Here is a 25,745-nt window from a genome sequence, read left to right as displayed (position 1 = left end):
CGTCCTGGAGGAGTCGGAGACGAGGGCCCCGCACCCGCGGCGCCCCTCGCCCGATCGTAACCGCGGCCGTTCGAGCGCCTATTCGACGGCCTCCATGGTCCCGGCGACCTCCTCGATGTCCTCCGGGCCCGTGAAGTGCAGGTCCACGTGGAGCAGCGCGCCCTCGGGCTGGGGGAACGCGTCCGGGTACACGGTGGAGACCCGGCTCGCGGTATCCCGGCCGACGTCGAGGCCGTAGCCGGAGAGCCGCCCGGCCGTCATGGGTATCTCCGCCTGCGCGAGCGGTACGCCGCCGGCCTCCAGGGTGACGCTCGCCGACCGGTCGTCCCGGCACCGGAGGCGGAAACCGGCCGTGGTGGTGAGAGAGGGCAGCGGCCCGGGCGAGACGCAGACGACGTCGTCGCCCAGCAGGTGGTGCTCGAACACCAGGTGCCGGTCCTTGACGTACAGCACATAGCCGCCCGCCGCGGTGCCCGCAGCGAGCAGGACGCCGTCGGCCGGGCGCCGCAGCCGCGCCGTCGCGCGCATCGAGCGGTTGCTCCCCGTGATCCGGGTCGGCGCGGGCACGTGCGACGCCCCCGCCTCCAGCCGGATGTGCGTGGCGCCGTGCATCCCCTGCCCGGTGCGCAGCGCGAGGAGTTCCTTCAGGGGCCGGTCGTCCAGCGGGAACACCCCGTGGTGCGCGGCCTCCCTCTCCCAGATCGCGCGCAGGCCCGCCAGCCGGTCGGGCTGTGCCGCCGCCAGGTCGTGGCACTCGGAGAAGTCGCGCCGGGTGTCGTACAGGCGCCAGACGTCGTCCTCGTACGGGGTCCCGGGGAGGTGCGTGGTGACGGCCTTCCAGCCCTCGTGCCAGAGCGCCCGGTGCCCCAGCATCTCGAAGTACTGGGTGCCCCTCGGAGCGGGGGCGGTGGCGTCCGTGAGTACGGCGGTGGCGCTGCGCCCGTCGAAGCCCGCTTCGTCGTACGGGATGCCGGCGGCCTCCAGGAGGGTGGGCGCCACATCGACGGCGTGCAGGAACTGGTCACGGATGCCGCCGTGTTCGGCGAGGCCGTCCGGCCAGTGCACGACCAGGGGCACGCGGACGCCCCCGAGGTCCGTGTACTGCTTGTACAGCCGGAACGGGGTGTTGCTCGCCGTCGCCCAGCCCTCGGGGTAGTGCGCGGGACCCTCGGGGCCGCCGAGCTTGTCCAGGCGGGAGAGCTCCTGCTGGACGGTCTTGCGGATGCCGTTGTAGGGGGCGTTGACGTCGACCGCCCCCTGCGGCCCGCCCTCCCGGCTCGCACCGTTGTCGGAGAGCACCAGGACGAGGGTGTTGTCGAGTTCGCCCCAGTCCCGCAGGGCGTCGACCACCCGGCCGATCTGGGCGTCGGCGTGCTCCAGGAATCCGGCGTACACGGCTTGCAGATGGGCGTACAGGTTCCGCTGGTCGTCGGCCAGTTCGTCCCAGGGCTCGACGCCCGGGTTCCGTTCGGTCAGCTCCGTGCCCTCGGGAACGAGTCCGGCCTCCGCCTGGCGGCGCAGCCGGTCGACGCGCGTCCGGTCCCAGCCCTTCCTGAACACGTCCAAATAGCGGTCGATGTACGCGCGGGGCGCCTGGAGCGGCGCGTGCGTGGCACCGAGCGCCAGGTTCAGGTAGAAGGGGCTGCCCGAGCGGTACGTGCGGTGCTCCCGCAGATAAGAGATCGCGCGGTCGGCCAGGTCCGCCGACAGGTGGTAGTCCGGGTCCTGCGACGGCGGGACCGGGTGGTGGTCCTCGAAGAGTTCGGGCGAGCACTGGTCGGTCGCCCCGCCCATGAATCCGTAGAACCGGTCGAAGCCCCGGCGCAGCGGCCAGTTGTCGTACGGGCCCGCCGGGGTGATCTCGTGCCCGGGCGCCAGGTGCCACTTGCCCACCTGGTACGAGCCGTAGCCGTGCGGGCGCAGGAGGTCCGGCAGCAGCGGGACGTCCGGGTCGATCCGGCCGCGGGAGTTCTCGAAGCCGGTGTCGGTGTCCGCGATGAAGCGCATGCCGAGGCGGTGGTTGTTCCGGCCGGTGAGGAGGCTGGCCCGGGTGGGCGAACACATCGGGTTGACGTGGAAGTTGGTGAAGCGCAGCCCGTTCGCGGCCAGCGCGTCGATGGTGGGGGTGCGGATCTCGGAGCCGTAGCAGCCGAAGTCCGACCAGCCCGTGTCGTCCAGGACCACCGTCAGGATGTTGGGGCGGCCGGGCGTCGGCGGGGCAGGCCACCACGGCGTGGACTCGGCGGCCGTGCGGCCGGGGGCGGCGGTGCTCACTGGGCGCCCCCCTCGCTCTCGCGCTGCTGCCGGCGCCGCTCCTGGATGCGGGCCTCCAGGTCGTCCAGCCACTGGCTGGACTCGGCCAGGACGGGCGGCCGCTCGTCCCGCCAGGCTTCGTCACCGTTGTGGCGGGGCTGCTCGAGCACGTGGACACCGGCGCGGCCAGGTTCCTCGTGCGTGGCGAAGTACGTGTTCATGGCGGCGTCCAGCGCGTTGCGCCGCTCCCGCAGCTCGGGGGCGTCGATCGCGTCGACCGTCTCGCGCGGATCGCGTTCCAGGTCGAACATCTCGTGCGGGCCGTCCGGGAAGCGGCGGACGAGCTTGTGGCGGTCCGAGCGCACCATGCGGAGGTTCCCGTACTCGACGAAGACCAGGTCGCGGGCCTCGGGCAGCGGAGCGCCGAGCAGGGCGTCGCGGTAGCTGCGGCCCGGGTACGGGGTCGGCCGGTCGTCGGGCAGGTCCGCGGCGGCGGTTTCGAGCAGTGTCCGGAAGGTGTCGACGTGGCTGACGTTCTCCTTGCGCCGCTGGCCGCCCAGGACGGAGCCGGGGTGGTTGACGATGAGCGGGACGCGGATGGACTCGTCCACCACGTTGTAGGGCAGGGTGCCGTTGCCCTTCCCCCAGATGCCGTGATGGCCAGTGTTCAGCCCGTGGTCGCTGGTGTAGATCACCAGGGTGTCGTCGCGGAGGTCCAGCGAGTCCAGCTCGTCCAGGACCCGCCCGACTTGGTCGTCGATGTCGGTGACGGCCGCGTAGTACTGGGCCAGTGCCTCGCGCGGATCGTCGCGCGACGGGTACAGGGACTCCGAGCGGGGGCGGCCGAACGGGTGCGTGACGTCCTCGGGGATGTCCCGGAAGGTGGCCCGCCGGTAGCGGTTCACCAGGCGCTCGGGCGCGCCGGCCCAGGGGCTGTGGGTGGCGAGGTGGCCGACGAACAGGAAGAACGGCTTGTCTTCGTCCCGGTGGCGCAGGAACTCGATGGCGCGGTCGGTGATGGCGTGCCGGTCGTAGCGCTTCTCGACGGCCTCGGTGCGCCGCCACGGGGTGTGGTAGCCCTCCGCCTCGGAGACGGGCGCGCTGCGCGAGTACCAGAAGTCGAAGCCGCGAGCCGGGCGTTCGCCGTGGCCCAGGTGCCACTTGCCGCTCAGCCCGGTGACGTACCCCCGCTCCTGGAGGACCTCGCTGATCAGGCGTTCGTCCTTCAGCCACTCGACGGAGCGGACCTCTGGGTCCGCTTCGGCGAGGTAGTCGTGCACGCCGTGCTGCGAGGGGAGCCGCCCGGTGAAGAAGGACGCCCGGGCGGGGGAGCAGACCGGGGAGGGTGTGTAGGCGTTGTCGAAGATCACGCCCGTCCGTGCGAGGTGATCCAGAGTGGGGGTCCGCACCTCGGAATTCCCGTAGCAGCCGGCGGCCCACTGCGCGTGGTCGTCGGTGAGGAAGACAAGGATGTTCGACGGCATGTACGACTCCAGCTTCTGTTGAACGCCACCTCAACTTAAAGATTGGACCTCTGGATGTCCATCCCTTGACAGGGGTTCTCGTGCGTCTTTACATAGCGAAAGCCTTGGACCACCAGAGGTCCAATCTCACTGCTCTGTACTGAGGAGCCCTCGATGACCTCCGTCGATCGCACATCGGGAAGCCGCGCAGCGGCGAGCCGACGCCCGGCCACCGCGTGGCTGGTGACGGCGCTCCTGCTCTCCGTGGGGAGTTACCAGCTCAACAACACGATGGTCGGCCCGGCCAACGCGAAGATCATCGAGAGCCTGCACACGGACACGGCGACCGTCGGCCTCGCACAGACGCTCTTCTCGATCGTCGGCGCCATCTCGGCCATCGTCGTGACCCGCATCAGCGACTGGACGGGGCGCCGCCGCGCCCTGCTGTTCAGCCTGAGCACGCTCGTCGTCGGGAACGTGATCGTGGCGCTCGCCCCCGGCGCCGGCGTCTACATCGCCGGCCGCGCCCTGTCCGGCATGTGCGGCGCCGTGTTCGCCTTCGCGTTCCTGATCCTCCACGACCTGCTCGACCTCAGGACCTTCAGCAAGGCGCTCGCGGTCATCGCCGCCATCAAGGCGGGCCTCGGCGGTATCGAGGCGGTCGTCAGCGGCAGCATCGTGGACTCGTTCGGCTACCGGGGCGTCTTCTGGTGTATGGTCGCCTTCACCCTGGTGGCGGTCGTCTGCGTCTACTGCGTCGTCCCCGAGATCACCCCGGCCGAGAAGCGGCGCCTGGACTGGCAGGGGTCGATCGTGATCGCCCTCGGTCTGGCCGGTCTCTCGCTGACCCTCTCGCAGGGCAGCAAGTGGGGGTGGTCGAGCCCCGGCACGCTCGCCGCCCTCGCCGGCGGTCTCGTCTTCCTGTGCAGCTTCCCCCTGGTCGAGAAGCGCGTGAGGGAGCCGCTGATCCGGACGAGCGAACTCGCCTCGCGCAAGGCGTGGCCGCTGCTCCTCACCAACGTCCTCACGCTCGCCGGGGCGGGCGCGGCCACGCTGTTCGTCCTGCCGCTGCTCGCGCAGAACGCGAGCGGCGGCTTCGGGATGAGCGCCACCACGGCGGCCCTGCTCTACACGATGCCGGTCTCCGTGGTCGGCTTCGCCTTCGCCCCGGTCGCCGGGACGTACGCACCCCGGATCGGGTGGCGCGTCATCCTGCTCGCCGGGCTCGTCATCACGGTCATCGGCCTCGCCGTGCTCGCCGCGTTCAGCGACAGCTCCAAGGTCGCCTTCGCGATGACGCTCCTGCTCGGCGCCTGCTACACGGGCCTGGTCCTAACCGCCCTGGACGGCCTGGGGGTCCTCCTGTCCTCCGCCGAGGCGCCCGGCGCGCTGACCGGCTTCAACACCGCCGCCTTCGGCATCGGCGCCTCGCTCGGCATCGCGGTCAGCAGCGGCATCATCACCCAGCACCAGGTGAACGGAGCGGCCACGCACAGCGGTTACGCCACCGCCCTGTGGACGTGCACCGGCCTGGCCTTCCTCGGCCTGCTGGTCTCCTTCGTCATCCCGCGGACCAGCGTCGGCGAGGTGGCCGACGACCGGTCCGGAGCGGGAGCCACGGCCGCCTCCCGCTAGATTCATTGCGACCGACGGCACCGCACGGCTGCGGGCAGCTCATGACGATGGAGAACCCTTGACACGGCTACGAACGCTCCGCGCCCAGGCGGCGGAAGAGCTCCGCGCGCTGATCAACAGCGACTACAGCCCCGGGGACCGGCTGCCCCCCGAGGCCGAACTCGCCAAGCGCATCGGCTTGAGCCGCAACACCGTCCGCGAGGCCGTCGCCCTCCTCGTGGCCGAAGGGCTCGTCCAGCGGCGCTGGGGCGTGGGCACGACCGTCCTCGCTCCGGTGCCCCCGGCCTCCTTCAGCGTCACCGACATCATCCCCGTCAAGGAGATTATCGAGAACGCGGGCCACGAACCCGGCCTCTCCCACTGGCACCACGCCTCGGTCAGGCCCGACCCGGACATCGCGGCCCACATCGACCTGCCCGAGGACGAAGCGGAGACCTGGTACGTGGAGCGCGTCTTCACGGTCGACGGGCGGCCCGCGGTCCATCTGCGCGACTGGTGCCTCAAGACGATCGGCGGACGCACCGTCGACCTGACCCGGTTGCACGACGTGGAGGTCGATTTCATCGGCCTCCTGCGCGAGCAGTCCGGCGAGATCCTGCACCGCATGGAGGGCAAGCTCCAGGGCGCCCTGTCCGGCGAGGCGTTCGCGACGCCCGCGAACCCGCATCCGGTCCCGCTCGTGCAGATCACCCAGACCTGTTACACGACGGGCGGCTCGGCCGTCGTCTACTCGATCGTGCAGTTCGACACGAGCGTGGTGGACCTGACGCTCCGCCGGGCGTTCACGGGGGCGGAGGGGTAGGGCCTGGTGCACCCGACCAGTGGTTGCCGTTGGCTGGTACCTGCGTTGATCCATGGCTGGAAAGAAGAAAACGCCACAGGGACCCTGCGTATCGGCGTACTCTCCGGGAGTTACCGCAGGCCGGCCGGGGTGGTCCGTCATGCGGCGGAGGTGACATGGGTGGGGATCCGCATGAGTCAGCAACGGCCGACGATCACGCGCGCACGGGCGTGCCCGATCCCTACGGCGATCAGGCTCTGCTGACCCGATCCATGGTCCAGGGCTACCACGCCACGTCTCTTTCGGAACGGTCACGTCTGCTGCGGTATCTCGAAGCCGTTGTCGCAGCGCGGCGGATGGCTGTGCACACGGCTGTCGCGTTCAACGCCGCGTACTTCGGCTACGACCTCGGTGGTGACGGCTATGGCGGAAGCCCTCTGAGCCTCGACGATTTCCCCGTCATCACCTTCGGAGAATCGGCTCCGGTGCTTCCGGTGGGCGCCATGGTCTGCGTGACCACGGGCTCGGACCCGCTCTACGCGGAGATCGTCCACCGCGAGGGTGCCCACCCGGGCGTGGGGGCCGCCGGGGACATCCCTGCTTGGGTGTCCGGGGCACCCGCCGGTGCCGAAGGACCCGGAAAGCCGGGGAGTGGCACGGCACCGTATCGAAGGGAGCTCCTTGTACCGGACCTCCGTGCTTTCGGCCCGGCACTCAGCCTGTCGCCCGCCCAACTTCACCGACTGCGTACGCGTCGGCGCTGGATCAACGAGGACGGACATGTTGTCGTGGACGTCTGTTACCCGTCTCCCGACGCCGCTCGGCGCGATGAGCTCTCGGCCTACGTGGACCATCTTCTGACCACCGCCCGGGAGCACCTGCTCAGTCCCCTCGTGCCGGTTTCCCTCGCCGAACTGGTGGGTGGTACCGGTACGGACGATCTGAGGGTGGGGCTGCTCGGGCTGCTCGACACGATCCGTGGCGTTCTCACATCGAGTGTCTTACTGCGCACCTGGGGGCATTACGCCATGACCCGGGCCTCCCTGGCTGAATGCTGGGGCGACGCCGGCCCGTTGGGCGGCGACGACCTCCGGGCCCTTGCCGCCGCAGTCGAGCACGCGGCCGTTCCGGCCAGGCGGCGCCACGGTGTCACCGCCCCGATCACCGCGTACACGCCGGTCGGACCTCGGCTCCGCCAGTTCCCGGGCGCCAAGGAACTGATGAAGGAGGTGGGGTACGTCACAGCCGTCTGCCGGGCGAACGTGACGCTTGCCGATGTGGTCCGCGGCGACAGCGACCGGGGACTGTTCGAGAACGGTGCTCGGGTCACGCTCGATGACGACTTCGAGAGCGGAGGGATCTGGCGGACCCGTTACCCTGGTGCTGCCGAAGCCGCCGATGATCCGCTGCGTCCGGCAGGGCGCGGATGGTCCTCGACGCTCCCCGTACCGTCCGCATCAAGCGCTGAGGCGGAACCGGTCGACCTGCCGCTGGCCGACGGTGCCTCCCTCGGCCCCGGTGAACTGCTGAGGAACGACGCGGATGAGATCGTATGGCGGCAGCCCCTGAGACTGCGCCACCTCATCGACGGGTGGTTCTCCCTGCACTCCGACGTCACGCGCGAACTCCGCAGCGCTCACGGCCCACGACTCATGATGCGCGTGGAACTCGACCACGTCGACGGAGTTCTGAGCAAACACGAGGAAACGCAGGACGTCACCGCGGAACTCGACTTGGGCGCCGGGCGGCTGACAGGGCTCGCGTGGCCGCGTGACTTTCTGCCCGGCCTGGTGCTGGAGCTGCGCTGGGCCCGGGGGGCCGAAACCATCCGCATGGCGACGATTCCGCTCGCCAAGGCGGTGGAAATCGGCGACCGTGTGATCAGTCACTGCCACGACCTCCGCGTCCTCACCAGGGAAGACGCCCCAGGAAGCAGCCGCCTCGGAGACAGTGCGGTCGGGCTCACCCCCCGGGGGTTGATCATGCGCACCGTCCGACGCTGTGGACTGCTCACTCTCGACGGCCACGCCTTGCTGGACCGCTCTGTTCTGCCGAGTGCGATTTACGGAGAACAGCTCGCACTCTCGCAGGCAGCCGCCCTGGAGACAGCTGTGACGGCGCTGCTCGCGGAGGGGCTCCTGAAGCCGGCAGTCGGCAGCCGGGACGCCTGGGGCCAACCGCACTATCCGGCGCGTGAGGGACAGACCGTTATCCCGCTCATCGGCTACCGCCCTGCTCGGCGTCGGCTGACCCGCCCATGGGGCGGCACGGAAGCGGACCATGAGGAAACGCTCGTACTCCAATTCGTCGCCGGTCATCTACGACGCCTGCGACCGGGCTGCTTCGCCAGCAGTGCGCAGCGGGTGGCCTTCCGCGAACACTGTCGCGCGCTCGGGAAAGCGGATGGCTGGGAGCTGCCGCCTGGCTACACATTCGTCACCGAGCACGCACGCGGCGGTTGATTCCGTACCCACATCACTTTCTCCTCCCGGTTCCTCGGCGTCGAGCGAACCGGCCCAGCAGCCATTCCTACACCCGGAAAAGGGGCAGGCGTACATGCACGATCGCTACCGCGTCATCACGGGGCCGCCGTTGTCCCCTCCGACCGTCTCGGCCAAGGATCTGGAAGGTCTGGCCGATGCGCTGAATGCCATGGAGACCTCCGCCGCCACTGCCCTGAGCGTTCTCACGGCCGACATGGTCGAGCTGGCCTTCAACTCCTTGCCGCCCAAAAGTCGCCAGGGGCTGTTGGGACACCTGGGCATTCGGATGGCAGCGCCAAGGCGGGCTGGCAACGCACTGTGCAGGGACATTCTCGCCAGATTGCGACGCGAAGCACGGCAACGCTCCTGCACGTGCGGGCTCAGGGACCTGACATACACAGTGCTCGGTCAGATCAGTACGGTTGCCCTGACGAGCGACGGCCGGGCCGTCGCCGACCCCGTTTCCCGGTGGGGGGCGACGCTGGTCAGAGCCGCGGTTTTCGCTTGGTGCAACGCGTCTGTCGAGGACGCTCACCTCCTGGCCTGGGCAGCGGACCAGACGTGGTTCGCGGCGGACGTCGACGAGGCCGAGTGCGCCCGCCTTGCCCTGGTGGCCGAAGAGGCTCGGTCCGTGGCCGCCGCGTGGCCCGGTTGCGGGGGTTCGCAGAACACCGCGCACCGGGAGGTCGTCGTAGCCGAGCATGTCGCAGCGGGCTCAGCTCCCTTGGATGTCGAGGAAGTGAGTGTGGGTGAAGCGGCCGAGCCGGATCCCGTGCACGCATGCCGCCGACTCGACGCGGTACTGGAACAGGCCGGCCAAGCGGCGCGGAATGTGTCCGACGCCATCGCGAACGGCTGCCCTCCGCAGGCAGCTGACCTGGCCGGCCTGGAGGCATTGACGGTCGCGTTCGACCATGCGGGTGCGGTGTTCCGTGCCGCCGGGCTGGACGGGGTTCCGCACCGGCTGAAGGACATGCAGCAGGCCGCACAGGAACGTTGGGAGGCGGGTGAACACGACCGTCGGGCGCGGGAGAGCCTCCGGGCATTGCTGACCGTCGGATGCCGGTCGGACAGCCCGGCCGTCCCTGCGACTGAGGCCGTGCGCGAGACGGCCCGTCGTCTGATCGAAGCGCCGTCCTGGAGCGAGCGGCAACGCGAGGAGAGCGCCGCTCTCGCCGACTTGGCCGAGCTCATCCGGCTCGGGCGGGACCCGGACGCGGCCGCGGAGATCCTCGGGCTCCAGCAGAAGGTGGTCCGCGTGCTGCCGACGTGCGCCATGGCAGCGATCGTGGCACCCGAACTGACCCTGTCACCGTCCGGCGAATCCGACGGCGACACGACGGACGCCATCGGGGCGGAGCCTCGTGCGGCAGAGGCGGAACCGGTGACCGAACCGGCCGGCACCGAAACCGGGCTGCCCGCGGAAGAGAGCCTGGAGGAGGAGTCCGCCGACTCCGGCGAACAGTCCCGCACCGTTGATTCGGAGGCGGCCGCCTCGCCTGCTGCGGAGGCTCAGGTGCAGCCCTCGACGTCGGTGCAGGATCCGCTCGACGGCGACGACGCCCAGATCTCGGCACCCCGGGACGAGCCTGCGGCGGCGGCCGGGAAAGCCGCGGAAGACAACGGTTCCGGCGACGTCGTGGCCGAGGAGTCCGTGGTCGAGGAAGCCCTGACACGGCTGATCAGGGACCGGCGCTTCGGACTGGCCCACCACATCGCGAGTGGTGGCGGATACCCCGAGTCGCAGGCCGAGGCGCTCCGTCTGGCCGGCGCCGCCGACGTGCTCACCTCCGGCGACAGCCAGGGAGCCCGGGTCACCGCGGATCTGCTTCAGCAGTACGGCGCTTACGCGGGCCGTGATGCGGAGGGGAGCGAGTTCCTGCTTCTCCCCGCCCTGTTGCGGACGGCGTTGATCACCGGAGACCACCTGGCGGGTGCCCAGCTGAAGGCTCTGGTGCCCCGGTTGCCGGAACGGCTGGCGGAAGCGGCGGCCGCCGTCGCCGACCGTGCTCTCAGCGGTGCTTTGATGATGGCGTCCCCGCTGGCCGTCAGCGCCGACATCTCCGGAGCGGAGGGACGCCTGAGGGAGTTGACCGAACAGAGCCGTCTTCTGCTCGTTGCCCCCAGACTGCGGTTTGCGCGGGCCACGGACATCGCCAAGCGGTGGCTGGCCGACGGCGGTCTTCTCGGTGCATTTCTCGGGACGGTGTCCGGGGACCGCCGTGACGAGGTGGCTCAGGTGCGTGAGCAAGTCGAACGTCTCACGAAACTCGGCGAGGTCAGTACCGAGATCGACCGCATGGACCGAAGGCATCGCTCACCCAGCGGCAAGCCGCTCCAGGGGTCCGGGCGACAGGATCTGGTGCACCTCGTGGAACGCGCCGTCGATGTCGCCAAGGAATGGTGTCTCGCGGTCGACACCATCCGTCGTGGTGACCGCTCCGACGGGAACCGGGCGGTGAAGGAGATCTCCTCCCTGCGGCGTTCCCTGCTGGACGGCAAGGACATGGCACTGGCCGAGTTGGAGCAGGTCGAGGGAAGCACGGATGTCGTCAAGGCCGCGACCGCGTGCGCGGCGCGCAGTTCCATGCGGGAGCTGTTCGATCTGCTGGCCGGCGACGTCGGGATCACGAACACGCGCTTCGGTGGTGCGATCGACCTTGAGCTCGTGTTGGACGCCGAACTGCTCAAGGTGCGGAATCGTCCTGACGAGCAGCCCTCGCTCGACGAGTTGCTCGTGGCCGTGGGCCGCAGTTGGCAGGACGGGCTCGCCGAGCGAATCGCACAGGACGCCTTCGCCGCCGCTCGTTCCCTCGTGGAGCTGGCACAGCGCGGACTGCTCCCCGATGCCCGGGGGTTCACCCCTCCGCCGGTCGCCGACATCGAGGCAAGGGCCACGGCCCGGCGCGCGGAGCTGCGGGCGGGGCACGACGACCTCGTTGCCGAGCTGCATCGCGCACAGGCTGACGGCGCGGTGACCGACGATCAGGACCTGCGACTGCAGGAATTGCTCGCCGACGCCAAGGACGCGCTCGACAGCGCGGGCACGCACGATCTGGTGGTCGTGCGGCGGGCGCTCGACACCGTACGAGGCGACTTGCCGGCCTTCCGGCAGCAGGCAGCCGACCGGATCCGGGCAAGACTCGACGCCCTGGATCCCACCGCCGAGCAGCGTGCACAGGTACTTCGGCACCTGGACACGGGCGGCCTTGCCACTGCGGCCGACCTCGTTTATTTCCTGGAGATCGGGGAGGACGTCCCGGAGATCGACGGCGGTGAGTCCCACCTGACCGAGTTCTTCCCGGCCGTCCCCGATGGGTTGCCCAAGGGCATCGACCGCAGTCTCGTCGAGCTGGTGCGGTCCGCCGGAAAGCATCTGCGGGTCCCCGTCCTCGACTACAGCGGCCTTTCGAGCGACGAGGCTGCTCTGGCTGCCGACGTTCTCGACGAGTGGCGGGAGCTGGGTGCGACGGAACCGAAGGACCGGCTGGACGTGTCCGCACGCCGGCAGCTGCCGCCCCTGCTGAAACTGCTGGGCTACGAGGCGAAGAGCGCCCGACCGCTGGACGAGCGGTCCCCACATCTGCGCAGGCGCGAGTACCGCCTTTTCGAGGCCACCGAGGTGGAGACGAACGGCAGGGCGAAGGCACCGGCATTCGGCTCGCAGATCCGTGAGCAGGGCGGCAGCCTCCGCGTGCTGATGGTTTGGGGTCGTCCGTCCGCCGAGTTCGTCATGAGCCTGGCGGAGCGGGACACGAGTGGCGCAAGTCTCCTCGTCCTCTACTTCGGCACTCTCAGCCGCGAGGCGCGCGTCGAACTCGCCGTCGGCTCCGGTCGGCTGCAACCGATGCTCGTCGTGGACGACGCCGCCCTGGCCTACCTCGCCGCACGCGGCAACCGCCAGGTCAGTACGGCCACCCAGACTCTGCTGCCGTTCTCGGGCGTCAACCCGTACATCAGGGAGAAGCGCGGCCGGATCGGCGGGGAGATGTTCTACGGGCGCGACGCCGAACGGAAGAGTGTGCTCGACCGGTACGGCACGCAGGTCATCTTCGGCGGCCGAGGGCTCGGCAAGTCCGCCCTGCTGAGTGATGCCGGAGAGCGGTTCGAGAGCCAGCGCCCCGGCTACCACATGGCTGTGTATGTGAATCTCGACCAGGAGAACATCGGCAAGGGAAGCTCACTGGGTCCGGAGGCCCTCTGGAGCGTCCTCGACCGTGAACTCCGGGCCGCAGAGGTGCTGGGAGGACAGCCGGGCCGCAAGTCACGGCAGGACATCGCCGAGCGGGTGCGCGCCGGCATCCGGTCCTGGCTCGACGGGGAATCGCGGCGAAGCCTGCTGATCCTGCTCGACGAATGCGACCAGTTCTTCGAGGCGGACGCCCCCCGATTCGACCAGACGAAGAAGCTCAAGGGCCTGGGATCGGACACCAAGGACAGGGCCAAGGTCGTCTTCGCCGGGCTGCACTCCGTACAGCGGTTCTCCAAGCTCGCCAGCAACGGGCCGTTCGGGCATCTCGCACAGACTCCGAAGGTGATCGGGCCGCTCGCACCGCAGTCCGCTGCTGATCTGCTCGTTGATCCGATGCGGGCGCTCGGCTTCGAGTTCCAGGACATGGACCTCGTCAACCGAGTGCTCGGTTACTGCTCCTACCAGCCGTTTCTCCTTCAGATGTTCGGTCACCGGCTGGTCGAGGTGATGCACCGCAAACGGACGCGGCGGGGGACCGAGGAGGGGCCACCGTACGCGGTGGAGAACGCGGACATCGAGATCGTCGAGGCGGACACGGGGCTCAGGGACGGCATCTCGGCGGCCTTCAAGGACACATTGAGTCTCGATCACCGTTACGACGTGATCGCCAACGTGCTGGCCTACCACGCACGCCACCGCGGCCTGGAAGTGCGGCTCAGCGACGCCGAACTGAGGGAGGAATGCGAGACGTTCTGGCCCAAGGGCTTCGAACAGCTCGACGCCGAGGGTTTCCGTGCATACCTCTCCGAGATGGTGGGGCTGGGCATTCTCGCCCCCAACCACGACGGTCAGGGATGGCACCTGAGGGGGCCGAACGCCCTGCGGATGATCGGCACCTCGCACGAGGTGGACGCCCGCTTGCTCCGAGCGGAACAGGACTGCGAGCTTCAGGAGAGCATCGTGCAGGAGGGGCGCCCCGAGTTGCCTGACGGGCGGCCGGCACCGCTCACCATTACGCAGCTCGACGACCTTCTCGGCGAGCGATCCAATCAGACGAGGGTTGTCCTCGGCACTGCCGCGACCGGAGTCGGTGACGTCGGGGAGGCCCTTCGTGTCGTGGCAGGGCGCATCGCTGACTGGACGCTGCCGCCCGTAGGGAAGCCGAGCGTCTACAAGCAGGAGCTGGTAGGAGGAAGGCCGCGCGAGAGAAGGGTCGTCATCAGCGACTTCGCCCGCTACCCCGACGCCCGGCCCGAGGCCCCCCGACAGGCTGTGGACTGGGCAGAGGCCTTGCTTCCCGCGACGCCGGGGGTGACACGCGCGGTGGTCGTCGTCACAGACCCCTCCCAGTTGGGTCTCTGGCGACCCCTGCTCATGGGCGACGAGGCGACATCGGCGGCGCCGGTGGCGTTGCGCCGGCACGACCGCAGGAGCCTGCGTAGTTGGGCACAGCGGGTCGAGAGGTTTCACACGGAGGACCGTCTGGAGCGACTCCATGAGCTGACCGGAGGCTGGCCACATCTCGTCAATCAGGCCCACCGCCTGCACGGTGAAATCGGTGATCCTGAAGCGGTACTGGATCGGTTGACCGATCTGCGTCAGGACGTCGCCGAGGCTCGCGCCTTCGCGGAGGCGACCGGCGTGTACGCGGATCAGTTGCTGACCACCGGGTACCGGGCGCTCGTGGACGCGTTCAAGGACGAGCCCTTCGATGGGGAGAGCGCGGTGACAGCCGTGGCCGTCCGTATCGAGGACGAGGACGAGGCCCGTTGGATCATCACATGCCTCGATGCTCTGCAGGTATTCGAGCGTGAGGAAGCCCAGTTGCGACTGGAGCCGCTCCTTCGCGAGTGCATGGCCGTTCTGGGCTGACCTCCGTCTGCCCTTGAGGGTGCCTCCGGGCGAGAACCTTCCCACCCGGAGGCACCCCGGCGAACAGGCGACATGTCGCATCCTCGCCACCCGTATCTCCTATGCCTGACCGCGGCGCCGAGCCGAGGATGTCCGGCAACGGGCCGCGCGGCTGCCTTCAGCGGTCGCCCGGCCCGTGCCTGTGCTCCCGTTCGTCCGTCGCCCGGCAGCCGCTGCCGGCGCCGCACCTCGCCAGGAGGCCACGATGCGCACCGGTCCCGTCAGACGCGGCGGAGGAGCGGCGCGTGGCACCGCGCTCCTCGCCTCGGCGTTCGTCCTCACCCTCCTCGGCCCCGTGCTCCCCGGACAGGCCGCCGGGACCGCGCCCGTCGCCGTGCGCACGCAGAGCACCGCCGCCGGTCAGGCCCCGCACCGCGACACCGTCACCCTGGTCACCGGGGACACGGTCACCGTCACCACCGACGCCGACGGGCGCGTCTCGGTCGACGCCCGTCCGGCGGCGGGGACGGCCACCACCTTCCGTACCGAGCAGGGGCCTTCGGGGGACACCTATGTCATCCCGGACAGCGCGGGGGAGGGGCTGGCGTCCGGGCGGCTCGACCGGGAGCTGTTCAACGTGAGCCGCCTCGCCGCCGACGGGCAGGGAAACAGCGGGGGCGACACCCTGCCGTTCATCGTCGACTACGCGGGCACCCCGGCCCGCTCCACGCTCGCTGCGCGCGCCGGGGACGTCCCGGGCGTCACGCACCGGACCCCGCTCGCCTCGGTCGGCGCGGCAGCCGTGGACGTCGAGAAGGACTCGCTGCACGCGTTCTGCCGCGCCGTGCTGGACGGGCCGGAGGCCGTGGTGCGCCCGGACCGCAGGGTGCGGGCGACCCTGGACGTCAGCGTGCCGCAGATCGGCGCCCCCGAGGTCTGGAAGAGCGGCTACGACGGCAGCGGGGTCGAGGTCGCGGTGCTGGACACCGGAATCGACTTCGGGCACCCCGACTTCGAGGGCCGGGTCCTCGGCTCGAAGAGCTTCATACCCGGCCAGGACGTCCAGGACGGGCGCGGCCACGGGACCCACGTGGCGAGCACCGTCGCGGGCAGCGGGGCCGCGTCCGGCGGGACGTACAAGGGCGTCGCGCCGGGCGCCGGGCTCCTCGTCGGGAAGGTGCTCGACAACGCGGGCAACGGTGACGAGTCCACGGTCATCGCCGGCATGGAGTGGGCCGTCGCACAGGGCGCCGACATCGTCTCCATGAGCCTCGGCGCGCCCACCGAAGAGGGCAGCGACCTGCTCAGCGAGGCCGTGGACGCGCTCAGCGAGTCCTCCGGGGCGCTGTTCGTCGTCGCGGCCGGCAACACCGGACCCGGCCGGTCCACCGTCGCCAGCCCCGGCACCGCGCGGACCGCGCTCACCGTCGGCGCCGTCGACCGGCAGGACCACCTCGCTGCCTTCTCCGGGCGCGGGCCGACCGCCTTGGGCGCGCTGAAGCCGGAGATCACCGCGCCGGGTGTCGGGATCGTCGCCGCCCGGGCCGCGGGCACGCACATCGGCAGGGACGCCGGTGAGTACTACACCGCTCTGGACGGCACCTCCATGGCCACCCCGCACGTGGCCGGAGCGGCGGCCCTCCTCGCGCAGCAGCACCCGGGGTGGCGGGCGGCCCGGCTCAAGGACGCGCTGGTCTCCGCCGCGCGGACGAGCCCCGGCGACGAGGTCTACGAACAGGGCGCGGGGCGTGTCGCCGTGGACCGCGCCTCCGCCCAGTCGGTCACCGCGACCGGGACGGCCGACTTCGGCGACCTGCGCGACCAGGAGCAGAAGGCCGACCGGGACGTCGTCTACACCAACGACGGCGACCACGAGGTCACGCTGAGCCTCGGCCTCGACCTCGGGCGCGGGTCCACCGTCCCCGAGGGGGGAGCCGCCCTCTCCGCCGACACGGTCACCGTCCCCGCCCACGGCAGCGCGGCCGTCACCCTCACCGTCGACCCCACCCGTACCGGCACCGGACGCTACGACGGCTACCTGACCGCCACGGGCGACGGCACCCACCTGACCACCGCCGTCGGGTGGACCGAGCAACCCCCGAAGCACACCGTGCACTTCACTTTCACCGGCCGCGACGGAAAGCCCGGCGGGCAGACGAACCTTCAGATACTCGACATGGCCAGTGGTGACGCCGAGCTGCAGAGCCTCACGTTCATGGGGGACGGCAGCTGGGAGACGCGGCTCCCGGAAGGCGACTACGCACTTCAGGCCCTCGTCACCACCTACGACACCAACCGCGTCCCGCTGGCCGTCGACACCTTCGCCGAACCGGAGTTCACCGTCGGCGGCGACGCCACCGTGGACATCGACGCCCGGCAGGCCCACGAGCTGACCGCCCGGGTGGACGGCGAGGACCGCCCGCTGGAGCGCGCCGCGCTCGGCGTCACTGCCCGCCGCACCCTGGACGACGGCGCCACCGCCGCGATCGGCGTCGCGAGCGGCGTCAGCGACCGCACCACCCGGTACGGGGCCATCGCCTCGCACACCACCGCCGAGCACGGCACCTTCGACCTGACCGCCGAGCACCGGCTCCGCGACCCGCTCGTCCGGGGAACCTGGCGGGCAGGCACCACCACGCACCCGCTCGACCTCCTCACCCCCGACCTCGGACAGCGGTTCACCGGCGACCGCGAGCTGCCCGCCGTCGACGTGGGCACCGGCACCGAGGCCGACTACGCGGGCCGCGACCTGACCGGAAAGCTGGCCGTCGTCCGGGCCAACGGCTGGCTCCCGCCCGCCCTCGCCACCGCCGCCCGGCACCACGCCGCCGCCGTCCTCGCGATCCGCCCCACCGACGGGGCCACCCTGATCCAGGACAGCGGCACCAGTACGGTCCCGGGCCTGGCCGTCAGCCGCGAACAGGGCGCCGGTCTCCTGGCAGCCCTCGCGAAGGGGCCCGTCGCGGTCACCCTCGACGGCCGCCCCGACAGCCGCTTCACGTACACCGCGCCGTTCCACTCGGCCGGGGCCATTCCGGAGCGCACCGCCCTCACCGTCCCGACGGACCGGTTCGCCCAGCTCGTGAACACCTTCCACGCGGACGGCACCCCCCGGATCGCCGACGACATCCTGACGGTCCGGCACCCGTGGGAGAAGGCCACGTTCCGCGTCGCCGCCCGGCACCTCGCCCCCGGCACCCGCACCGACCACGTGTACGCCGACGACAGCCAGTACGCGCAGACGGTCAGGGCGTCCGACCTCACCGACACCTACCTGGAGGAGTACCCGGCCACCCATCGCGCCCGCACCACCGCGGACCGGGTGTGGGGAGCCGCGCCCATCCACCCCACCCTGCCGCGCCGCATCAGCTGCGCCCTCTGCCGCTCCGACCTCGGGGCCAGCTTCCTGCTCGCGCCCTACGGGGACGGGGACCCCGCCCACTACGGCATGGGCTCCTCCACGAGCACCTTCACCTACCGCCGCGACGGCCGACAGGTGCCCGCCGCCCAGCTGTTCGTGCCCGAGGACGCCGAATACCGCATCGACCAGAGCGTCGTGCGCCGCACCAACGCCCTCGAAACCCTCGGAACGCGCACGGACACCACGTACACCTTCCGCTCGACGGCGCCCGCGGCCGGAGCCACCGCGGCCGGCTGCGCCGAGGTCTACGGCCCGGACCACCCGTGCGCCGTCCTGCCGGTGATCCTGCTCGGCTACGACCTCGGCGTCGACGGCGACAACACCGCCCGCGCGGGGCGCGCCTTCCCGGTCCGCGTCAGCACCCTGCGCCCGGACGGCTACCGGGGCCCGCGCGTCACGGGGATGCGCGTCGAGGCGTCCTACGACGACGGCGCGACCTGGACCGATTCCGTGCGGCCGCACGTGCGCCCCGACGGATCGGCCACCGCCGTCCTGCACCACCCGCGCACCGGCGCGGAGCACGTCACGCTCCGGGTCACCGCCTGGGACGACGCGGGAAGCCGCACCCGGCAGACCGTGGTCCGGGCGTACGCGCTGCACCGCTGACCCGGGGCGCGGGGCACGACGGAACCGCAAGCCCACTCCTACCAGGAAGGGTTCACCTCTCCATGACACCGAGACACGGCAGACCGCGACGCGCCTGGGGGCTCCTGCTCGCCGCGGGCCTCGCGGCGACGGGACTCCCCGCCGCCACGACCGCCCAGGCGGCGCCCGCGAGCGACGAAGCCCGGCCGTCCGTCGAGCGCGCCCTGACCCGCGACCTCGCGGACGGCGGCAGCGCCACCTTCTGGGTCTACCTCCGCGAAGAGGCCGACCTCAAGGGCGCCGCCCGGATCAAGGACCGGGCCCGGCAGGGGCGCGAGGTGAGCAGCCGCCTCCGGAAGACGGCCCGGACCAGCCAGGCCGCCCTGATCGACGTGCTGCGGGACGCCGACGCCTCGTACACGCCCTTCTGGATCGCCAACACCGTCGAGGTGAAGGGCGACGCGAAGCTGCTGAAGCGGATCACCGCCCTGCCGGACGTGGACCGGGTCACCGGGGACCGGACGTACGCCCTGCCGGAGATGAAGGCGGCGCAGGACGAGCCGACCGTGGACGACGTCGAATGGGGCGTCGACCGGATCGGCGCGCCCCAGGTGTGGAAGGACTACCGGGCGACCGGCGAGGGCATCGTCGTCGGCAGCATCGACTCCGGCGTCCAGTACGACCACCCGGCACTGGTGAAGCAGTACCGGGGGAACAACGGCGACGGCACCTTCACCCACGCCTACAACTGGTACGACCCCACCGTCAGTTGCGGCATCGTCGTCTCCACGCCCTGCGACAACGTCGGCCACGGCACCCACACCGTCGGCACCATGGCCGGCGACGGCGGCACCGGCAACCACGTCGGCGTCGCCCCCGGCGCCAAGTGGATCGCCGCGAAGGGCTGTTCGACCAGCAACTGCAACCAGCGCGACCTGCTGGCCGCCGGACAGTTCATGCTGGCCCCCACCGACGCCAACGGCCGCAACCCGCGTCCCGAACTGCGCCCGCACGTCGTGAACAACTCGTGGGGCAGCGCCGCGGCCGGTGCCGACCCGTGGTTCGAGCAGACCGTGCAGGCGTGGGTGGCGGCCGGGATCTTCCCGGTCTTCTCCAACGGCAACGAGGGCCCGGACTGCGGGACCGACGGCAACCCGGGTAATCTGAAGGAGAGTTACGGGGTCGGTGCGTTCGACGCCGACGGCAACGTGGCCTCCTTCTCCAGCCGCGGCCCCTCGGAGTTCGACGACGACTTGATCAAGCCGGACGTCTCGGCGCCGGGTGTCGCGATCCGCTCCGCGTACCCCGGCGGCAAGTACGCCGTGGGCAGCGGAACGTCGATGGCCGCGCCCCATGTCGCGGGCGCCATCGCCCTGTTGTGGTCGGCGGCCCCGGCGGTCGCACGGGACATCGACGCGACCCGCAGGCTCCTGGACGAGACCGCGGTCGACGTGTCCGACGTCTCCTGCGGCGGCACCGCGCAGGACAACAACGTGTACGGGCAGGGCAGGCTGGACATCCACGCCGCCGTCGAGAAGGCGCCGCGCGGCACCACCGGCACCCTGAACGGCACGGTCACCGACGCGGCCACGGGCGAGCCCGTGGAGGGCGTCACCGTGCAACTCACCGCCGACGGGGAGCCGGTGGGGCTTCCGGCCACGACCGACACCGAGGGGCGGTACACGGTGCTCGCCACCATCGGCGACTACACCGTGACGACGTCCTCCCCGGCCTACACCGCCACGAAGACGGAGGTGACGATTGCCGAGTCCGCCCCGGCCACCGCCGACATCCGCCTCCCGGCCCGGCCCGGCAAGGTCCTGTCCGTCACGCCGGACGACATCGACTTCGGCACCGTGCCTGTCGGGACGACCGGCGGCCCGGTCACCGTCACCCTCACCAGCCTCGGCAGCGAGCCGGTCACGGTCACCCGCGTCACCGACCACGACGGCGCGTTCGTGGCCGGCCCCGGCACCTGCGGCAAGGCCCCCTACCGGCTGAAGCGCAAGGAGCACTGCACGCTCGACCTCAGCTTCCGGCCCACTGCGAAGACCGCCCAGGACGGGAAGGTCACCCTCCTGGACAACGCGGAGGGCCTCGCGCACACCGTGCGCGTCCACGGCAGCGGCACCGCGATCCCCGCCCGCACCGGCGCGGTGAGCACGTCGGCCATGCAGCGGGACCTCCACGCCGCGGCCATCGACCCCCAGGGGCGTTACGCGTACTTCGGCACCGACAACCCGTTCGATCCGCTGCCCGGGTTCATCACCAAGGTCGATCTGAAGACGTTCAAGAAGGTCGGCACGCTGACGGTGGGGGTCGGCCAGAAGGTCATACAGGACGCGGTCATCGATCCGGCCGGGAAGTACGGCTACTTCGCCGTCGCCGCCTACCCGAGCCGCCTCGTCCGCGTCGACCTGGACACCTTCACGCTGGACAAGATCATGGTGATGGGCGCGGAGGACGGCAACGTCCGCTCGGCGCTCATGGACCCGGCCGGGAAGTACGCCTACTTCGGGACCGGTACGGAGCCGGGGCGGCTGGTCAAGGTGGACCTGGCCACGTTCACCCGCGTCGGCGCGGTCACCCTGGGCGCCGGGGACGACTTCCTCGACGCCGGGGTCATCGACTCCAAGGGGGAGTTCGCCTACTTCGGTACGGTGACGAGCCCGCAGGGCCGCGTGGTCAAGATCGACCTGGCGGCCATGAAGGAGGCCGGCTCGCTCACGCTGCCCTCGGGCGAGGGCCCGTTGCGGTCGGCGGTCATCGCGCCCGACGACGGCCACGCCTACTTCGGCACGGGTGAGGGCGCCGGCGGCGGGAAGATCGTCCGGATCGACCTCACGTCCTTCACCCGGGACGGGGTCCTGGCTCCGTCGGGCGGCGGTCCCTTCTTCTCGGCGGTGATGGATCCGGCGGGCCGGTTCGCGGCCTTCGGCACGCTGTCGGTTCCGGGCCATGTCGTCACCGTCGACCTGGAACGCTTCGAGTCCACGGGCTACGTGACCCTCGGCGAGAACGAGGACGGGCTGATCTCCGGAGTGATCGACCCCCAGGGCGCCTACGCGTACTTCGGTACGAAGACCGCGCCCGGCCGGGTCGTCGAGGTCAGGGTCGGCGCCCGCTTCGAGCTCACCGCGGAGGCGGGCCCGGGCAAGCTGCTGCGCACCGCGTCCCTCGCCTGGAACGGGGCGACGACGGCGAAGGTGCGGGTCGTCCGGGACGGCAAGGTGGTCGCGACCGTGCCGAACACCGGGCGCTGGACCGACCTGATCACCGGCAGCCGCCGGACCGCGTACACGTACAAGCTGTGCGACACGGGCACCGACCGCTGCTCCGGCGAGGCGCAGGTGGCCTTCGGGGAGTAGGCACGGGGCCTCCGCCGGTCCGTTCCCCACCGGCGGAGGCCCTGAGGGGGTCTTGCCGATCGGACTCGGTCAGGCCGCCGCGAAACGGCTGGTATTACTGGGGCATGCAGGAAGAGACCGCACGCTCCGCGATCGACACGTTCGTCTCCGCGTTCAACGCCTCGGACGACAGCTATGTGACTGCCCTGCTCTCGCAGGCCCTGACCTCGGACGTGGTCTTCTGGGGACCGCTGGGCCGCAGCGACGGAATCGCGGCGGTCGAGCGGTTCGTGCTGGACATCCGGCGCCACCCGGCGGGGACCGGCACGATGGTGCGCTGCTCGGCGGTGGACATGCCTGACGAATGGGCCCGGTACCAGTGGGTCTTCACCACGCCCGACGGAGGCCCCCGCCTGGCGGGAACGGACGTCGTCCATCTGCGGCGGAGCCTCATCGACCAGATCATCGTCTTCGCGGGAGAGATCGAGCCGTCCGCCTCCTGAGCCGTCCTCCCTTCGCTGCCCCGCTGCCGGTCGAGCCACCGGCCGAAGCGGGCGGCATCATCGCGCGGGGTGGCGCACCGGAGTCGTGCGGCCCCGGCGAACCTTGCGGGTCGGAGCGCTACACGGCCTCCAGGAACGCCGCGAGCGCCCCGTGCAGCGCGTCCGGGCGCTCCAGGTGCAGGTCGTGGCCCGTGCCCGGGACGCTCACCGCGTGCGTGTCCGGGCGGCGGCGCAGCATCGCGTCCACCTCCTCGGCCGGGACGAAGCTCTTCCGGGCGAGGACGAGCAGGGCGGGACACACGACCCGGTCCCATTCCTCGTGGAACGAGCGCCTGGCGTTCTCCGCGAGGGACCCGGTCATCACGTCCCGGTCGAAGCGCGGCCCCCAGCCGCCGTCGCGCTCCACGAGCCCCGCCGCCCAGCCCGCACCGGCCGGGCCCCCGCCGAAGAACGCGGCCGCCGCCTCCCGGGAGGGGAACGGCACCGGCCACGAGTCGAGCCACCGGCCGATGTGCTCGTCCACGCCCGGGGCCGGCCCACCGCACCCGGCCTCCACCAGCACGAGCGCGCCCGGCAGGTCCGGGTGGCCGGCGGCCGTCAGCATCGCCGTGTGCCCGCCCAGCGACTGGCCCACCAGGACGGGCCGTTCCAGGCCCAGACGCCGTACGACGGCGACGACATCCGCCACGTACGCCGCGCGCGAGACGTCTCCCGGCCGCCGCTCGCTCGCGCCGTGCCCGCGCTGGTCCACCGCGACCACCCGGTGCCGGGGTGCCAGCCGCTCCGCGAGCGCGTCCCACTCGCCCGCGTGTCCGGCGAGGCCGTGCAGCAGGACGACGGGCCGGCCGGACCCGCCCCCGTCCCGGCAGACGAGCCGGACTCCCTCACGTACGACGGTGTGCTCGGTCCACGACATGGTGCCCCCCGGACGTTCGGCTGCTGTCGGCGATCATGCCGCACGCCGGTAGAGGGCCCGGCGCGGGCGCTACCCTCGCCGCCATGGCCGAACACGAAGCACTCTCCGTCACCCGTGCCGCCTACGACGACGCCGCGGAGCTGTACGCGCGGCTGTTCAGCGACTCGTTGCGCGACAGCCCCCTGGACCGCGCGATGCTCGATGCCTTCGCGGAGTCCGTCGGCGCGGGCGGGCGGGTGGCCGACGTCGGGTGCGGACCCGGGCATGTCACCGGCTATCTGACCGGCCTGGGGCTCGACGCGTTCGGGGTCGACGCCTCATCCGCGATGGTCGGCCTCGCCCGCCGGGCCTGCCCCGGACTGCGTTTCGACGTGGGGGAGATGGGCGCCCTCGACCTCGTCGACGGCACGCTGGACGGTGTGCTCTCGCGGTGGTCCGTCATCCACACCCCGCCGGCGGCACTCCCGCCGGTCCTCGCCGAGTTCAGCCGCGTACTCGCCCCCGGCGGCCACCTCCTCATCGGCTTCTCCGCGACCGACGGGCCCGGCCGCCCCACGCAGTCCTTCGACCACGCCGTCACGACGGCCTACCGGTGGGCGCCCGACCACCTCGCCGGCCTGCTGCGTGCCCAGGGGCTGACCGAGACGGCCCGGATGGTCCGCGAGCCCCGACCGGACGACCGGCGCCAGTTCCAGGAAGTGCACCTGCTGGCCCGTAAGGCGTAGAGCGGGGCGGTGCCCGGGGCCCAGGGGCACCAACGACCTGAAAAATACCCTGGGGGGTATCTCTGTTACGGTGGAAGCAATATACCTCCCGGGGTAATAACCCCGGCTGACCGGCGCCCGGTACCTGGTCCCGGCGGCGGCGCGGGTCTCCTTCGACTTCGCCGCCCTGAAGCGGGCCCGTGAGCGCGGCGACCCGCCGTCGCGGCCCCTCCCGCCAGGTAGCTGCGGTTGCCCAGGCCGGCTCCCCGACGACGTCCGGGTCCTCCCCACCCCGGCCAGCCGGTGCGCGGAGGCGTGCTGGGCCCGGGCCGGCCGCTAAGGACCCGCTCCACGTCGCGCGGGGGATCCACGACGACGTGGGAAGCCGGTGACCCTGCTCGTCGCCACTGCCGAACAGCTCGCGGACGCCCAGCGGGAGCTGGTCCGTGCCGAAGGTTATGTACGGGACTTCGTCCACATGCCCGTGCACGAACTGCACGAGCGCTCCGGCGAGCTGCCGGACGGCGAGGTGTGGGTGCACTGCGCGGGCGGGATGCGCGCGGCGATCGCCGCGTCCCTGCTCGACGCGGAGGGCCGCGCGGTCGTCGCCGTGGACGACGGCTTCGAGGGGGCGCGGCAGGCGGGGCTGACGGTCGCGCCCGGTTCCGCCGCGTGAGCGTGCTGACCCTCGCCCTGGTCTCCGGGGCCGTGGTCGGTCTCGCGCTCGGTGCGCTGGGCGGGGGCGGCAGTGTCCTGGCGATCCCCGCGCTGATCTACCTGCTCTGCCTCAGTCCGGCCGCCGCGACCACCGCGAGCCTGTTCATCGTCACCGCCACCTCCGTGACCGCCCTGTACGCCCACGCCCGCGCCGGACACGTCCGCTGGAAGGCCGGGGCCGCGTTCGCCGCGGCGGGCGTCGTCCCGGCGGCGGTGGCCGGTCTCGCCGCGGCCCGGATTCCGCAGGCGGTCCTGACGGCGGCCTTCGCCGCGCTCGCCGCCCTCACCGCGGTGCGGATGCTGCGCCCGAGGGGCGAGGGCGCGCCGGGCGAGGTGCGCCCGCTGCGGGCCGGGGGCGCCGGGGCGGGCCTCGGCGCGGTGACCGGGTTGCTGGGCGTGGGCGGCGGCTTCCTGGCCGTCTCCGCCCTGGTGACGGTCCTGGCGTTCGAGATGCAGGCGGCCGTCGGGACGAGCCTGCTGGTCATCACCGTCAACTCGCTGACGTGACGGCGGCGCCGCTCACGCCAGGGACAGGAACAGCTTCTCCAGGCGGGACCGCATCTGGTCCCGGTCCATGGCGGGCCGGTCGCCGTCGGTCATGCACTGCTGGAGGCCGGTCGCGATAATGGCGAACCCGGCCCGGTCCAGGGCGCGGGAGACGGCCGCCAGCTGCGTGACCACGTCCTCGCAGTCCCGGCCCTCCTCCAGCATCCTGACGATCCCGGCGATCTGGCCCTGGGCGCGCTTCAGCCGGTTGAGCACCGACTTCAGCTCGTCGGCCGCCATGTCCAGCTCCACGGTTCCTCCCAAGTGCGGGGCCGTCGGTCACGGCCCCCGGTCAAGGTGTCATACCCCGAGGGGTATATCCTACCCCGTTCGCCTCCCCGTACGGCG

Annotated in this window: 12 protein-coding genes and 2 pseudogenes; 10 read left to right on the top strand and 4 right to left on the bottom strand. The window is 71.5% G+C overall.

All coding sequences use genetic code 11. From position 1 onward, the window contains the following. Positions 1–78 precede the first annotated feature (78 nt). Complete coding sequence (locus ACZ6C6_RS15835) at positions 79–2,274, bottom strand: arylsulfatase (protein ID WP_469203084.1); 2,196 nt, start codon at positions 2,272–2,274, stop codon at positions 79–81. Next, a complete protein-coding gene (locus ACZ6C6_RS15830; protein WP_469203082.1) occupies positions 2,271–3,737 on the bottom strand; it encodes a sulfatase-like hydrolase/transferase in 1,467 nt (488 codons plus the stop codon). The genes ACZ6C6_RS15835 and ACZ6C6_RS15830 overlap by 4 nt, the downstream gene beginning before the upstream one ends. A gap of 153 nt (positions 3,738–3,890) precedes the next feature. Here ACZ6C6_RS15830 and ACZ6C6_RS15825 point away from each other — a divergent pair, with 153 nt between their 5' ends. The 7 genes from ACZ6C6_RS15825 to ACZ6C6_RS15795 all read left to right on the top strand — a co-directional run bounded on the left by ACZ6C6_RS15825 (position 3,891) and on the right by ACZ6C6_RS15795 (position 22,514). Continuing rightward, the gene (locus ACZ6C6_RS15825; RefSeq protein WP_469203080.1) at positions 3,891–5,351 is read left to right on the top strand and encodes an MFS transporter; all 1,461 of its coding nucleotides are present in this window, start codon (positions 3,891–3,893) and stop codon (positions 5,349–5,351) included. A 58-nt stretch (positions 5,352–5,409) separates the two neighbouring features. Next, positions 5,410–6,153, top strand: coding sequence for a GntR family transcriptional regulator (locus ACZ6C6_RS15820; protein WP_469203079.1), 744 nt, complete (start codon positions 5,410–5,412; stop codon positions 6,151–6,153). A 155-nt stretch (positions 6,154–6,308) separates the two neighbouring features. Beyond that, a complete protein-coding gene (locus ACZ6C6_RS15815; RefSeq protein ID WP_469203077.1) occupies positions 6,309–8,594 on the top strand; it encodes a hypothetical protein in 2,286 nt (761 codons plus the stop codon). A gap of 94 nt (positions 8,595–8,688) precedes the next feature. Next, entirely contained in the window at positions 8,689–14,679 is a 5,991-nt protein-coding gene (locus ACZ6C6_RS15810) for a hypothetical protein (protein ID WP_469203075.1), read from the top strand. A 244-nt stretch (positions 14,680–14,923) separates the two neighbouring features. Continuing rightward, positions 14,924–18,685, top strand: a complete 3,762-nt coding sequence (locus ACZ6C6_RS15805) for a S8 family serine peptidase (protein WP_469203073.1) — start codon at positions 14,924–14,926, stop codon at positions 18,683–18,685. Between the two features lie 62 nt (positions 18,686–18,747). After that, positions 18,748–22,032, top strand: a complete 3,285-nt coding sequence (locus tag ACZ6C6_RS15800) for a S8 family serine peptidase (RefSeq protein WP_469203071.1) — start codon at positions 18,748–18,750, stop codon at positions 22,030–22,032. Positions 22,033–22,136: 104 nt separating this feature from the next. Then, positions 22,137–22,514 (top strand): nuclear transport factor 2 family protein, encoded by a 378-nt coding sequence (locus tag ACZ6C6_RS15795; RefSeq protein ID WP_469203069.1) that lies wholly within the window; start codon positions 22,137–22,139, stop codon positions 22,512–22,514. A gap of 118 nt (positions 22,515–22,632) precedes the next feature. Here ACZ6C6_RS15795 and ACZ6C6_RS15790 read toward each other — a convergent pair whose 3' ends face one another. Further along, the gene (locus ACZ6C6_RS15790; RefSeq protein ID WP_469203067.1) at positions 22,633–23,430 is read right to left on the bottom strand and encodes an alpha/beta fold hydrolase; all 798 of its coding nucleotides are present in this window, start codon (positions 23,428–23,430) and stop codon (positions 22,633–22,635) included. A gap of 83 nt (positions 23,431–23,513) precedes the next feature. On the opposite strand from ACZ6C6_RS15790, the gene ACZ6C6_RS15785 reads away from it, so the two are divergent. The 3 genes and pseudogenes from ACZ6C6_RS15785 to ACZ6C6_RS15775 all read left to right on the top strand — a co-directional run. Next, the gene (locus tag ACZ6C6_RS15785; RefSeq protein ID WP_469203065.1) at positions 23,514–24,155 is read left to right on the top strand and encodes a class I SAM-dependent DNA methyltransferase; all 642 of its coding nucleotides are present in this window, start codon (positions 23,514–23,516) and stop codon (positions 24,153–24,155) included. 358 nt (positions 24,156–24,513) lie between these two features. After that, positions 24,514–24,810: pseudogene (locus ACZ6C6_RS15780) on the top strand (rhodanese-like domain-containing protein); the annotation flags it as partial. Then, positions 24,807–25,352: pseudogene (locus tag ACZ6C6_RS15775) on the top strand (TSUP family transporter); the annotation flags it as partial. The pseudogenes ACZ6C6_RS15780 and ACZ6C6_RS15775, both read left to right, overlap by 4 nt. Before the next feature lie 18 nt (positions 25,353–25,370). On the opposite strand, the gene ACZ6C6_RS15770 reads toward ACZ6C6_RS15775, so the two are convergent. Further along, positions 25,371–25,649: a metal-sensitive transcriptional regulator gene (locus tag ACZ6C6_RS15770; protein ID WP_469203063.1), complete on the bottom strand. Its 279-nt coding sequence runs from the start codon at positions 25,647–25,649 to the stop codon at positions 25,371–25,373. Positions 25,650–25,745 lie beyond the last annotated feature (96 nt).

This window comes from Streptomyces sp. NPDC041814, assembly GCF_055590565.1.
The sequence above is the reverse complement of the archived record's forward strand: the minus strand, read 5'-3'. Positions and strand labels throughout refer to the sequence as shown.